Annotated in this window: 7 protein-coding genes and 1 pseudogene; 3 read left to right on the forward strand and 5 right to left on the reverse strand. The window is 29.0% G+C overall.

All coding sequences use genetic code 11. The annotated features are described in order from the left end of the window. A partial coding sequence (locus tag Q3V94_RS09210; RefSeq protein ID WP_303527067.1) for a UPF0236 family transposase-like protein occupies window positions 1-284 on the reverse strand: 284 nt, incomplete at its 3' end. A gap of 224 nt (window positions 285-508) precedes the next feature. Here Q3V94_RS09210 and Q3V94_RS09215 point away from each other — a divergent pair. Further along, complete coding sequence (locus Q3V94_RS09215) at window positions 509-1,054, forward strand: Chromate resistance protein ChrB (protein WP_303527068.1); 546 nt, start codon at window positions 509-511, stop codon at window positions 1,052-1,054. Beyond that, on the forward strand, window positions 1,035-2,240 hold the full coding sequence (locus Q3V94_RS09220) for an MFS transporter (RefSeq protein WP_303527069.1): 1,206 nt from the start codon (window positions 1,035-1,037) through the stop codon (window positions 2,238-2,240). Before Q3V94_RS09215 ends, Q3V94_RS09220 begins: the two co-directional genes overlap by 20 nt. 730 nt (window positions 2,241-2,970) lie before the next feature. On the opposite strand, the gene Q3V94_RS09225 is transcribed toward Q3V94_RS09220, so the two are convergent. The 4 genes from Q3V94_RS09225 to Q3V94_RS09240 all read right to left on the reverse strand — a co-directional run bounded on the left by Q3V94_RS09225 (window position 2,971) and on the right by Q3V94_RS09240 (window position 13,617). After that, window positions 2,971-6,219: an exodeoxyribonuclease V subunit beta gene (locus tag Q3V94_RS09225; RefSeq protein ID WP_303527071.1), complete on the reverse strand. Its 3,249-nt coding sequence runs from the start codon at window positions 6,217-6,219 to the stop codon at window positions 2,971-2,973. A 1-nt stretch (window position 6,220) separates the two neighbouring features. Next, on the reverse strand, window positions 6,221-9,223 hold the full coding sequence (locus tag Q3V94_RS09230; RefSeq protein ID WP_303527072.1) for a PD-(D/E)XK nuclease family protein: 3,003 nt from the start codon (window positions 9,221-9,223) through the stop codon (window positions 6,221-6,223). 565 nt (window positions 9,224-9,788) lie between these two features. After that, complete coding sequence (locus tag Q3V94_RS09235) at window positions 9,789-11,099, reverse strand: lipopolysaccharide assembly protein LapB (RefSeq protein WP_303527075.1); 1,311 nt, start codon at window positions 11,097-11,099, stop codon at window positions 9,789-9,791. Window positions 11,100-11,205: 106 nt separating this feature from the next. Continuing rightward, window positions 11,206-13,617, reverse strand: a complete 2,412-nt coding sequence (locus Q3V94_RS09240; RefSeq protein ID WP_303527077.1) for an ATP-binding protein — start codon at window positions 13,615-13,617, stop codon at window positions 11,206-11,208. 182 nt (window positions 13,618-13,799) lie between these two features. Here Q3V94_RS09240 and Q3V94_RS09245 point away from each other — a divergent pair. Beyond that, window positions 13,800-14,008: pseudogene (locus Q3V94_RS09245) on the forward strand (IS5/IS1182 family transposase); the annotation flags it as partial.

Consider the following 14,008-nt stretch of genomic DNA (forward strand, 5'->3'; position numbering starts at 1 on the left):
GAATATTCTATTCCTCCTAGGAGCGTAATAATACTTTTCTTGTCTTTTCTTTCAACTATCCATTCCTTTTTTCTCTTATCATCTTCTTTAATCGCTTTATCTAATTCTTCTAAAAAGTCTTTTATTATATTCCTTCCAAGTTCATCAGTCGATTCTTTAACTACCTCAACAAGTTTTGTAAAATCCCATTCTTTTGACAGCATTTCTTCTACATTTTTTATTAATTTAGTAGTGAAATTTATTAAATGTTGTTGTATAATATCATGTTGTATAATATTATTCAAAAGAGACACCCCCTTATTGATTTGTGTTTTTTCCACTTTTTATTTTACCACAGGGGTTGTCTCTTTTAAATTTTTTGTCCTTTTTCGTCCTACAATAATTTTACACTATGTTAGAAAACCCCCAAAATTTTAATTTAACAATATTTACATAATTGCTCTCCTATACTATAATAAAAGTAACCAGTATTACATGTAACCAGTGTTACATTAAGGAGGGTGATTAATTGAACTGGCGGGCACTTATTTATCAGATTCCAAGGGAACCTCAAAAAAACAGGGTTGCCGTGTGGAGAAGATTAAAATCCATTGGTTCCTTAAATGTCCTTCAATCTATATGGATCCTTCCAGATAACGACGAAAGCAGGGATGAGTTTTTAAAGCTTGTAGAGCAGATAAAAGAAGCTTCAGGCAAGGCATTTACCTGCATCATAACTATAGACGACGAAGAACAAAACAAAGCATTAATAGAAGGCTTTAACAAGGAAAGAGAAATAGACTATATTGAAATCCTTGAAAAATGCAAAGATTTTGAGAAGGAAATAGAAAAAGAAACAAAAAGGCAAAACTTTACCTTTGCAGAACTTGATGAAAATGAAGAGGAAGTTGAAAAGCTTTTTAAATGGTTTAAAAAAATAGAAAAAAAGGATTATTTTAATTGCCCCCTTAAAGATGAGGCTGTTGAAGCCTTAGAAAAATGCAAAGTTTTATTAAATGATTTTAGAAATATTGTATATGAAAGGGATGAGGAAAATGGGTTTAGATTCAAATAAGAAAAAGGAAGCCTTAAAATTTATATTCTTGTTTGGACTTATTAGCGCTTTAGGGGATATAACCTATGAAGGTGCAAGAAGCGTATATGGAAATTATCTAGGTTTTCTCGGTGCAAGTGCCCTTTATATAGGAGTTATAACCGGTTTTGGCGAATTTTTAGGATATGCCTTTAGAATTTTATCAGGTTATTTTGTGGATAGGACAGGAAAAAGCTGGGCTGCAGCAATATTAGGTTATGGCCTTTTAATCTCCGTTCCCCTCCTTGCCATTGCCGGTAACTGGAAAATAGCAGCTTTGTTTATAATCCTTGAACGCCTTGGTAAGGCAATAAGAAATCCCGGAAAGGATACCATGCTATCCCACGCCACAAAACACGTAGGAACTGGGGTTGGTTTTGGAATAAGCGAAGCTCTTGATCAATTAGGTGCAATAATAGGTCCTATGATATTTACTTTGGCCCTTTCCTTTTATGGAAGCTACAAAATAGGCTTTCATTTGATGTGGATTCCTGCAATTTTGACAGTAGCCGTTGTGTTATATACAAGATATAAATTCCCAAGCCCCCAGGATTTGGAGGAGGATTTTGAAAAGGCTTCAAAGGTCAACAGTAAAAACATATCAAATGATAGTTTATCTAAAAGCTTTTGGCATTATCTTTTATTTATCTTTTTAAGCATTTTAGGATTTGCAAACTTCCCTGTTTTATCCTATCATTTGATGAAGCAAAAAGTATTATCAGAGGCCATAATTCCTACTTTATATGCCCTTGCAATGGCACTAGATGGCGCCTTTGCTGTATTAGTAGGTAAATATTACGATAAAAAAGGCTTGGGAACATTAATTTTAATACCTATATTAAGCATCCCCATCGTCTTTTTAGGTTTTTCCCAAAGTTCCCTTTTAGCTATAATCGCCATTGCCCTATGGGGATGTGTTATGAGCATCCACGAAACATTGATTAAAGCAGTTATTGCAGATATAATCCCCATCAAAAACAGAGGTAAAGCCTACGGAATATTCAACACTGTATATGGAGTTTCAATGCTTTTAGGAAGCACAATCATTGGCTATTTATATGACTTTTCAAAGCTTTATATATTTATTTATGTCGTAACAATCGAAATACTTGCAGCAATTGTATTTATTATTTGGAAGAAAAACAATCCCCATGATGTTAAGGCGTAAAGCCTAACATCATGGGGTTTTATTAGTTGATGCACTTTAAATCAAGCAAGATCTTGCGCAAACCAAGGTTTATTGGTTCTTCTAAAGTAGCATAAATTATATATTCATTTTGCCTTATATATGCAATTGCTAATAATTCCAGAACTAGCTTTATTTCCGTTAATTTTTAAAGTTGGTGTCATCCATGATATTTTAATAGGCTGCCTTGTCATTTCTTTTGCATTGCAATATTTTAAATAATTTACATCTTGTTTACAAGTTATTTGAACAGTGCAATCATGTCAATAATAAGTTTTGTCTTATTACGAATTTTCTTGAAACTTAAGATTTCAATGATCAAATCATTAAATATTTGTTCTATAATAAATTTGTGGTTGTAAATAAAACTTAACATTTTTCTTTAAATGCAAAAAAGCACTTTATTCAGAAATGATGATTACGTTGAAATTTATGTTGAAACTAAAAAGAAAACTTATGCTTACCCTGCTTGTGGTTCTACTACAACTATATGTAAAAATACATAATCCGTTAAACTGTTTCAAAAGCTCACCTTAGCTTGATCTTTTTGTCATGCCCAATTTTAAAGATTTTTCTAAACTTAATTATAATTTCTTAAAAAGTGCCTAAAAAATTCGCAAAGGTGGGCATTTGAAGAATTTGCCCAGCCCAAATATTGAAACAGAGCAGAAAAAACAGTGCAGGATGTTAAAGGATAACATCCTGCACCTCTTTACTCCTCACTACATAATATCTTATATCCACAACCTTTATAGCAAGAGCAAGGGGTAAAATCTTCAAATTTATTTTTCTTTTCAATCCCACTAAAAATCTTTGAAATATCCTTTAAAACTTCTTCTCTTTCATCCTTTGAAAAGTTTATTTCGGCTATTTCTCCTTTATCTAAAAGGTATAAATACATTCCTTCAAGTTTTATATCTTTAAAAATTTCTTCAAAGGCATAACTATATACCATAAATTGAGGTTTGTAATGCTTCTTGATATCCTCAATTGTATTTTTGCCTTTAATTTTATTGGTTTTATAATCTATAAGATATGCTCTAAAACCTAAATCATCTTTATAAATATCAATTCTATCTATTACGCCTGCAATGAAAACATTGTCATTCAATGGAAGCCTAAATAGGAACTCCGTCTCAACCCTTACCCTTTCTCCTTTTATGTTTTTATTAAAATCCTCCTCAATTTTATTAAAGTTGTTGATCAATTTTTTAACTTCTCCTTTAATTTCATCTTCTAAAATATAATTTTTTTCAATCTCTTCAAACTCTATCTCTTTTTTTACTATATCCTCTAAAATACTGTGGATTAGTATACCCTTATCTAGGGAATTAAGCTTTATTTCTACATCTTCTAAATCTTCATTTTTTAATTCATCATCAGGTTCTATATCTTCAAATTTAATATTTTCATATATATGCCTTTCATCTATGTTGGCTATATATTTATAAAAATACTTTCTTGGGCAATCCTTATAGGTTAAATATCTTGATACGCTAATAACTGGTTTGGGGATATATTCCACTTTTTCATTAAATAAAATTTTGACTTTCTTTTCCTCATTTATTTTTTCATTCTGTTTGTTATCATCAAAATATGGGATATTATTAGGATTCCCTTTAAATACGTCGATTAAGACATCCTGTAATTTAATATAATCTCCATTTTTGCTGCCTCCATTAATCCTTTGATAAATCTTTTCTCCCTTTCCTCCGGATTCCTTCCAAGAAAAGGATAAAAACCTTTTTGCCCTTGTTGCACCTACATATAATATTCTTAACTCTTCCTTTGACTCCTCTTCCTTTTTAATATTTAATAATTCATCAAAAAGGCCTTCCTTCCCATCCATCTTAACAGCAATTCCATACCTTATTCCATTTATTCCATATCTATCGTATATGAACTTGCCATCATATTTTGCCTTTAGATCATAGTTTAGCATTGGAAGAAACACAGCTTCAAATTCTAATCCCTTTGAGGCATGAACAGACATTATTTTAACAGCATCGCTATCTTCAGTGTCTAAAAATGCTTGCCCTTCCTTATCTGATATCTCCATAAGATTTTCAATATAATCCAAAAAATCTCCACTAGAAAATATGCCTTTATCATCAAACTCTTTAGCTATCGATATAAATTTTTCTATGTTTCTATACTTTTGAAGGCCATTGTCAGAAGATAGCAGTATATGGTCAATGTTTAATTCTTGAATTATAAGTTTAATAAAATCATGAAGGTTATAATAGTAAGCCTTTTCCTTAAGATCAAATATTTTGTTTATTAGGCTTTTTAAAACTGAATTTTTATTTATTATATCTAAACTTAGGATGTCCTCCTTTTTTATATATTCTCTTCCCTTAAATATTTGTAAAATAATATCGTCAGAAGCTCCAATAAAGGGGCTACGTAATATCCCTATTAAAGCTTTAGTGTTGTTATATTCAAACATAAATTTTAATATATTAATTATATCTAATATCTCTTTGCTTTCAAAAAATCCAGCCCCATTTAATATGCTATATGGAATCCCATCCTGCTTTAATTTTTCTTCGATTACTTTTGCACTTTTATTTTTTCTAACAAGAATAGCAATATCCCTATAACTTATCCCCTTTTCAACAAGCTCCTTTATTGTGCTAGATATATAATTTAATTCCTCATCATCTTTAATCTTTTCCCTTTCAAACAGTTTTTCAAAATCTTCCTTAGAATCAACTTCATTTAAGAATATTTCCTTTTTTGAAGGGTCCTTTTCTATACCCTTTGAAAAGAAGGTTACAAAGCATTCTCCTTTAACTTTAAATTTATCCTCAGGGATCTTTGCCTCCTCATAGCCCTCTAGTTTATCTTTAAAAAACTTGTTTATAACCTCTATCAATTTTTCATGGCTTCTATAATTAGTATCAAGATTTAACTTTTCACCTTGCTTTTGTATTTCCTCTGTAACTCTTTCAAAAACCCTATAATCTGCACCCCTAAAAAGGTATATAGATTGCTTTATATCCCCAACAACAAACATTTTTCCATTATCTATCTTGCCCTGTGAATCCTTAACTATTTTATAAATTATGTTCAATTGAATGTCGTTTGTATCCTGAAATTCATCTATTAAAAAATATTTATATGCCTTGTGTAAATTTTCCTTTATACCTTCATTTTCATATAAAAGTTTCAAGGTTAGCCTTTCAAGATCATTAAAATCCAAAAAGTCATGCTTTTTTTTATAATCCTGATATTTTTCGTCGATTAAAATTAAAAGCTCCGATGCAAGCAAATTAATTTTTTCATATATTAAATCTTCATCCTTTAAATTATCTCTTTTATATTTTTTTATATTTCCTTTGGTGTTCTCTAAAACATTATTAAAATCATCACCATTTGCCATTATTTGATTATATAACTCCTTTAATTCTTTATTTAATCTTTTCTTTAAAATATAATCCGCTCCATATTCTTCTATAATTAATTCAATTATTTCACTTTTTTGTTTATCCATTATAACCTCTTTTATAACATCGTCAATTATGCTATCTAATATTGTTAATTCATCTACCTCTTCTATTATCTTGTAATTTGGATCTATCCCTAAAAGATAGCAATTTTCCCTAAGTATTGAATCACAAAAACTGTGGAAGGTAGAAATATTGGCTAAGGGCAAATCCTCTTTAATTTTCCTTAGTTTTTGATTCGTCTCAGGATCCTTTTCCTTTACAAGAAAATCATTTACAAGTTCGATTATCCTTTCCTTCATTTCAAGGGCAGCCTTTTTTGTAAAGGTGATTGCTACAACATTTCTAATATTGACGTCCTTTTCAAGCAAAATCCTTAAAAAACGCCTTGTTAAAACCCTTGTTTTGCCGGAACCAGCGCCAGCATGTAGAGCGATATTTTTATCTCCATCCAAAGCCATTGCCTGCTCCTCATTTACACCATAAACCTTCATAAGGCCCTCTAAATCCATTTTACCACTCCTTATTCTTTAACCTAAACCTATCATACCTGCATATATCTTTATAATAGCAATAAGTGTATTTACATTTTGCTGGAATTATAAACTTACCTTGCCTTATGTCCTTTATTTGCCTTTTTACAAGTTCTTTTATATATTCAATAAGAAGTTCAAACCTTTCCTCTTTAATAATATTTTTAGTATCCCTAGGCATATTAAATATAGTCTTTTTATATTCCTCAAATATGATTCCCTTTCGCTTTAATTTATTACTTTCAAAGGTCTCTTTGACATCATAATATACTAAGCCTAAACATTTTACATTTTCATCTTTAAATTTTTCCTTTATTACCTTTTCTGCTGCAAGATAATAAATTGGAAGCTGAATATCATCTCCATTTATAATATCATCCAAAGTATAGATAGAACCTGTTTTATAATCATATATAATAAATTCCTTATATCCTCCCCCATCATCCCTTACGTCGATCCTATCTATCTTTCCATTAAAATTAACCACCAATCCATCATCTAAATGAAATGCATATTCAAAGCTTTGTTCTAAAAATACCGGTTTAAATTTCTGAGAGACTATAAATTCTCTGTCAAGTTCTTCAAATCTTTTAGTCATTTCTTTAATTTCCTTTATCTTTGCCCTTACAAATATATCATCGGTTGATATTTTTTTCCCATTTAAAACTTCATCAAAAACTTTATCTATATCTGATTCTACACCGTCTATATATATCCTTTTATAATGTTCCTTCATAACCTCATGAAATAAGTTCCCTATTACATAGGGAGCAAAGTCTTCTTTATCCTCTAATAATTTTATTTCCTCCTGCATAAAGTATCTAAAAGGGCACCCAAGATATACATTTATTTTGCTTGTAGAAAATTTATCCTTATTTATAAGCTCATCTGCCGCTTCCATATTTAAAAGTCCATCATAGTTATTGTATTGAGGTGCATTTCTCAGTTGTTCAACATTTATTCCGTGGCGAATATATTCAAATTTATCTTTATGTCCACTTACTAAGCTTTCTATTTCCTTGTCTTCCTTTAAAATAGCTCTATTTATTGCTTCTTTTTTACTATATAAATTTTCAAATTCAAATCTATCCCTCATGCTCCTTTTTCTTTTATTCTTTAGTTCATCCCTTGCTCCCAAAACAAATATAACTTCGTCTAAAAATTGAGACTTTGATAAATATTCTCCATCCTCACCTGATGTTCTAAAGCTTAGATAAAGCTTATTCGTTGAGCTTGCCATACTCATAATAAAATTTATTTTATTTCTGTTCATTTCAAAGGAAATATTTCCTAACCTTATGCCCTTTCCCTCTAAATATTCCTTTTCTTCGTAGGTAAATAGATTAGAAGATAAGGATAACCTCGGGAATATACCTTCATTTAGTCCTATTATAAATACAGCCGAATAACTTGTCCCTCTTAAAACATCAGGCGTTAAAACCTTTACTCCGGATATATTTTTCTTTTTTATCGTAACCTTTGTATCCTTTAAGGCTTCCTCTAATATTGTCAAAAATTCTTCAAAACTTATTTTCCCCTCCACTAGAGAATAAATTTCTTCTAATCTATTAAGCTCATCTATAAACCCTAAAAAGGCCTTTAAATCCCTTATTAAAATATCATTGGATATTTTCCCATTTTTGTATTGATAAATAATATTTTCTCTTATTTTATTTTGATCTATAAATTTAAGCAGCTTATTTTTATATTCCATAAATGTTGCTTCCTTTTTAAAGCCACTTAGCTGATTTTGAATATTCTCTATAAAGCAATAAAGTTTATCAGAATACTCATTTTTTAAAACCTTTAGATATTCTAGGTCATTTTCCCTATAAAAGGTTTTTAAAGCCCAAAGAAGCAGTTCCCTATCTTGAATTTTTATATATGGACTACTTAAATAGGTTTCGAGATATGTTTTTCCTAAGTTCTCATAGAGCTTTAAAAAACTAAAAATGGTTTTAATGATTGGAACCTTTGAAAGGCTTTGGGTCCTATTAAGTTCAATGGGGATTTCATATTCCTCAAATACGTCGAGTATATATTCTTTGTATTCTTCTAAATCGTTTGTTACTATTGCTATATTATCGAGTTTTTCTCCATATAATACTATTTCTTTAATATTAGCTGCAACCTGCCTTACCTCATCTTCAATACACGATGCGTCAAATATAGTTATATTTTTATAATCTAATTTAACATCTTCATAAGTAAATAAATAGGAGGCGAGATCTTTAAAGTAAGTTTCCCTTATATAATCTTCGTCTATATACCTAAATTTCGTATCTGAAAGTAAATATATTATTTCCTTTTTTGCAAATTCCTTAACAAAGGGAATATTTAAAGGAAGATGATATATGTAGTCTATGTAAGGATATGTCTTAGAAATTTTCCTAATCAGTTCCCCCTCCAACCTATTAATTTGAACAAAGCCATCGAGAATAAAAGTAGCGACGTCTTTGAAGTAAGGGTTGTCATAGCAATTTTTAATTGCCATTTTGGTAATATCCTCCATATCAACAAGATTTGATTTTTCTAGTCCCTCCTGATATTTATCAAAAATGTTGTATATATCCTCTATTTTAAACCTCAATAACTCATCCTCTATTAAATTTATTTTCTCCTTTAAATCATTAGGAAATATGTTTTCTCTTTTTAATAGTTTTATCATATTTGCAACGCTTCTAATAAAGCCATCCTTATTGATGACGTCCTTAAAGCATCTAAAACCTAAAGTATTGCTTAATTTTTCAACTGCATTTTTGATTATGATTATTTTTGCATCGATATCTATTAACCTTTTTGTTTTTAATTGTTCCTTTGCTATTCCTCTTGCAAGATCGTCTAATGTTATAACTTCTACGTTATATAATGCACCAACTTCTTTGATTATTTCATCCCTAACATAGTCTAATAGTTCTTTTGAAGGGGCAACATATATAACCTTTTTGCCCTTTTTTATCGTGTTAACAGCTTCCTTTATCAAAATACCACCCCATAAAAAGTTATTTTTTGCAATTCTAAAGTATATTCCCATTTTGGTGAATATTTTATAAAAGAATGAATACTCATTCTTTTCATGGTTTCTTTTATCTTCTTCTTGCTTAGCTCAAATGCTCTATCATTTTACTTATATACCCTTCTTCACCTTAAATTACCTCAATTCCTGCAAATACCCTTAGCTTTGCCATTATCTTAAATCCTTCCTTGCTTCATCCTGATGGCCTACTACTTAATCTCGTCGATAATGCATAGCTCTTATTATCCTCTTCATTTATTCCTTCCTATATCCTCCCCTATGTATCTATTGGAATTTACTCTATTCCTTCCTTTATCCGTCCCCTACTATATATTTTAATTTTTGTTCTTTTCGACCTACAATAATATCACACTATGTTTAATCATGTTGATATACGTTAATTCTCTTTTGAATACATTAGAGAAAGAGTATTTTCATAAAAATATTTTTGTTGGCAATATAAATATTAATTCAAATCATAGTAATAACATTTGCAGCAATAATCAAGCTAAAGATAAATTTTATTTTCATATTATTGAACTTCTATATTCTTTTTTAATTCTTCAAAATATGTATTATTACTATCAATTTCTAATGCTTGATTAATTATTTTTAATGCTTCTTCTTTTTTGCCTAAATCATTTAAAATCCAAGCTTTAATATATAATGCATGTACATTTTGATTTTCTATTTCAACGATTTTATCTATATAGTGTAATGCCTTCTTATAATTACCTTTCACTTCATATTCGAGCGAAGCCATTCTAAAATATGCTTCAATATTTTTATCATCTATTTCTAAAATCTTCTCATACCAAATTTTAGCTTTATCATAATCTTTTAGATATTCATAAATATTTGCTAAGTTTAAATAAATTTCACTCCTTTTGTATTCATTTGCCAAATTTTTAAGATTTTTAATAGCTTTATCGATATTATCATTTAAAAAGTCCAATACCCCTAAAATATTTTCTATTTCAAACCTAATATCCTGAAATAAACTTAAATTATTTTCACATTCTTTAATAGCTTTTTTAATTTTATATAATGACATTAAACTATATAATTTATATAAAAACGCACGCTCGTTTTTAGGATCTATTTTAAGAACTGAATTACAGACTTTTAAACATTTTAAATAATCTTCTTGCTTTTTTAGATCCTTATCATCATAAATTAAACTATCTATTTCATCAAGAATATCATCAATCTTCGTTTCATCAATTTCAACCATATCTTCCAATTCTTCTGTATATACTTTATTTATTCTTTTCCCTTTATAATTTTCTATATATTCCAAAACACTATCTATAAATTTTTTTGCACTTTTTTCGTTTGCATACCAAACATTCGCTTGTCCAAATCCAAAATCTTTTACTTTTTTATTCATAGCAACAGGAACCTCAAATGTTCTTTCCTCTATAGGAAGTAAAGTGCAATCTTCTGCTTTAGCAACAATATTATAATCATAATTAAAGCCATAATATCTTATAGGATTAAGTTGATATTCCCTATATACAGTTGCATTTTTGTACCATCCTATAATTTTTTGTTTCCCATATTTATTCTTTGAAACCCAAACCACTAATACATTATTTATTTCACTTAAATTCTTAAAGCTTTCATCAATTCTTTCTATATGCAAAGCATTTTTCCTTCCCTTATTAAATTTTGTATCTACAAAACCATAACAATACCCATCCACATCAAGAAAATTCCACTCTTCACCACCTATGTTATCTTTACTCATGTATTTTCCACCTGTGTAAGGCATTTCATCTTCTTCAAATTCTCTTCCGATATATTTTTCCATCCATGTTACTCTACAAAACAAAATTCTCATAAAACCACCGTCCTTAAATAGCTTATAAGGACAGGTACATAAATACCTGCCCACAATTAACATAAAGATTAAACTAAATAAGATTAAATTTTTTACTGCCTTTTCATTACATCTCTATCAAATTACCACCAAGCAACTTTGCAGTATCTTTATTACAAGTTGTAAAAATAACCTGATGCTTTTCTGCAAACTTCTTTATAAGCTCAATAGCCTTTTGTCTTCTCTCTTCGTCTAAATCAACTAAACAGTCATCTAAAACTATAAAGATTTCATTATCAAACATATTATCAATGAGTGCAAACTTTAGCGCAAGAGCAACAGTATCATAAGTTCCATTTGACAACAATTCTAATGAAAGTTTTGATGTATCATTCCCAATTTCGAAACCTAATGTTTCACTAAACTCTTTAACCACATATTTATTATTTGTTATATATCCTAAATATTCATTAAAACTCTTAATAATTGGACTAAAGGTATTATTGTTTATTTCATCTAATGTTTCATATATTAAGTTCTTTAATTTAAGTAAATTTTTTGCTTTCTTTAAATAACTTCTATAATAATCCTCATATACTCTTATTTCTTCTTCAAGGTCCTTACTTGATTTTTTGTTTTGCAGATCCAATTCTATGCTATAATACTGCTGTTGAAGTTTGCTTCTTTCACTAAATAATCTTTGTTCCATATCCTTCATTTCATTTAAATACTTATTAAAAGCTATTACTGAAGTAAACCTTTCAGGAAGAGGCTTTAAATTACTGAGTTCCTTATTTAACATTTTTATATCTGACATAACATCTACTATTTTATTTAATAATGCTTCAGGGCATTGATACATTTTCTCCCACTCATCTATTATTAACTTGATGTTTTTAATTTCTGCAAGTATAGCTACTTTCTTTTCTTCTAATTCATTCTTCTCCTTTTTTATCTCATCAATTCCCCTTGTTATATTCACATTACCAAATTCCCTTAATTTTTTTTCTAATTCTTCAATCTTATCATCTCCTAGAATAATCTTTATTTCCTTATCTTTATTTGTTATCTCCTCAACTAAATACCTTCTTTTTAATGCAATCTCTGTTGCTTCGTCTATATCCTTAACTAAAAATTGTTCTAAAAGACTATTAAATTCATTTTTCAATCTTACATATTCTTCTCTTATCTTTTCTATTTCAAAATCTTTTAACTTAATCTCAAAATCAAAATCATCCGTTTCAATCTTTGCATATCCCTTTGCATTAACCTGAATTGGCCCTTCAACTTTGTTCTTTTCTTCCAAGTCCTTTGTTAGATATACAGGTTTTCCATTTTTTGTGCTTATAATTATTGTAAATTCACCTAAATTAATATGATTTTCTAGCCTATCTATATCTCTTTTAATCTTTTCAAGATCCCTAACATCCTGTTCTGATATTTCCTTCAAAGAATTCAATATTTCCTTTAATTTCTCTATTTGCTCAATAATTTCATTTACCTTTTTGAGCTTCTTTTCAATCTCTTCTTTTTCTTTTATCTTTGTATATTCTTCTTCATCTTTGATCAACTTTTGCATTTTTTGTTCTATATTGGTTAACTCTATATTCATATTATCTAATTTTGTATTATATATTGGCCAATTGTTCTGCACATGGCTTAATTGACTATATTCATCTTCTAGCTTTATTTTCTTAAGTTCAATTTCTAACCTAACAAGGGCATCCTTTTCAAAAGTTTTTATCTCATCCAATTCCTTTTTAACTAAACTATATTCTTTTTCTATTTCTTTCAACTTCTTTAAAATCTCATCCCTATCATCCTCCCTCTTTATAACTTCCTCTAATTCTATCTTTGCCCTTTCTTTTTTATAGTAGTTCTCTAGAATTAAGCCAACATTTTTAATGTATGGATTGTTTATCCCTCTATTATTTAATGGTGCTTCCCTATCCATATCCCAATTATTTGTTAATTCTTTAATTTCACTTTCTATATTAGCTTTTAGATCTTCTATAGAAACCCCATCGAGCTCTAATACTGATCTGCTTACAAATTCAAATATAGAATTTCTTAAATTTTTATCATTTTGTATATTTTTTATAGATTCTTTAAAATCCTTCTGTTTTTGAAAAACTAATATGTTATATGTAGCTTCACCACGATTAAATATTTGAAGCAAAAAATCCTTAATACTTTTTTCATCTTGTATTATAATTCCATTTTTCTCTAAGTAGCATTCTGGTTTTTTATTAGACCACTTTTTGCTAATTTTAAAAACTTCTTTCCCTTCTTCTATCTCTAAATAAGCTTCTGCAAAATCTCCATTAGGATATGGGAAAAATCTTATTTTAAATTCTTGGTCTTCCCTAGTTCTACCTCCTATTTTAGCTTCTTTAAATATTGTATTTGCAATGGCTTCAATCATTGTACTCTTCCCTGCCTCATTTTTTCCATAAAGGACATTTAATCCATCAGTAAATTCAATCTTTTTATCCTTCAAACCAGCAAATTGCCTACACTCAACCTTTCTTATCTTCATTTTTTCACCTCCATTATCTTTTCATAATAGCCTTGAGCATAATTTAAAGACCTTGAAACTACTAGCCCGTTAGGACTAAATTTTTTTTATCACTCAAATATATTTCATAGGATTTCCTCCATTTTTGCCGAATTATATTTATATATCAACATAAACTTAGCAACAAAAAGGAGGAAATCTCTATGTATCAACGTCAAGAAATTTTTAACATTATTGAACTCTTTACTTCTCAAAAACTTATTAATTTCTATACAAAACTATTTGAAAATCTTGATTTATCTCCTTTACCTGATAGGCTCCCCTCTAAATACGGTCCTACCGGTTATTCTCGCCATGCTCTCTTTAGAGCCTTCATCGTTATGAAATGTGAGAAATTTGCTCAAATTACTGA

The sequence above is a fragment of the Caloramator sp. CAR-1 genome (genome assembly GCF_030546345.1).
Classification (GTDB): domain Bacteria; phylum Bacillota; class Clostridia; order Clostridiales; family Caloramatoraceae; genus Caloramator; species Caloramator australicus.

Excerpts from the sequence above, each read along its gene's own strand:
- Q3V94_RS09220 (WP_303527069.1), top strand. The coding sequence starts at position 1,035 with ATGGGTTTAGATTCAAATAAGAAAAAGGAAGCCTTAAAATTTATATTC.
- Q3V94_RS09225 (WP_303527071.1), bottom strand. The coding sequence starts at position 6,219 with ATGGATTTAGAGGGCCTTATGAAGGTTTATGGTGTAAATGAGGAGCAG.
- Q3V94_RS09235 (WP_303527075.1), bottom strand. The coding sequence starts at position 11,099 with ATGAGAATTTTGTTTTGTAGAGTAACATGGATGGAAAAATATATCGGA.
- Q3V94_RS09240 (WP_303527077.1), bottom strand. The coding sequence starts at position 13,617 with ATGAAGATAAGAAAGGTTGAGTGTAGGCAATTTGCTGGTTTGAAGGAT.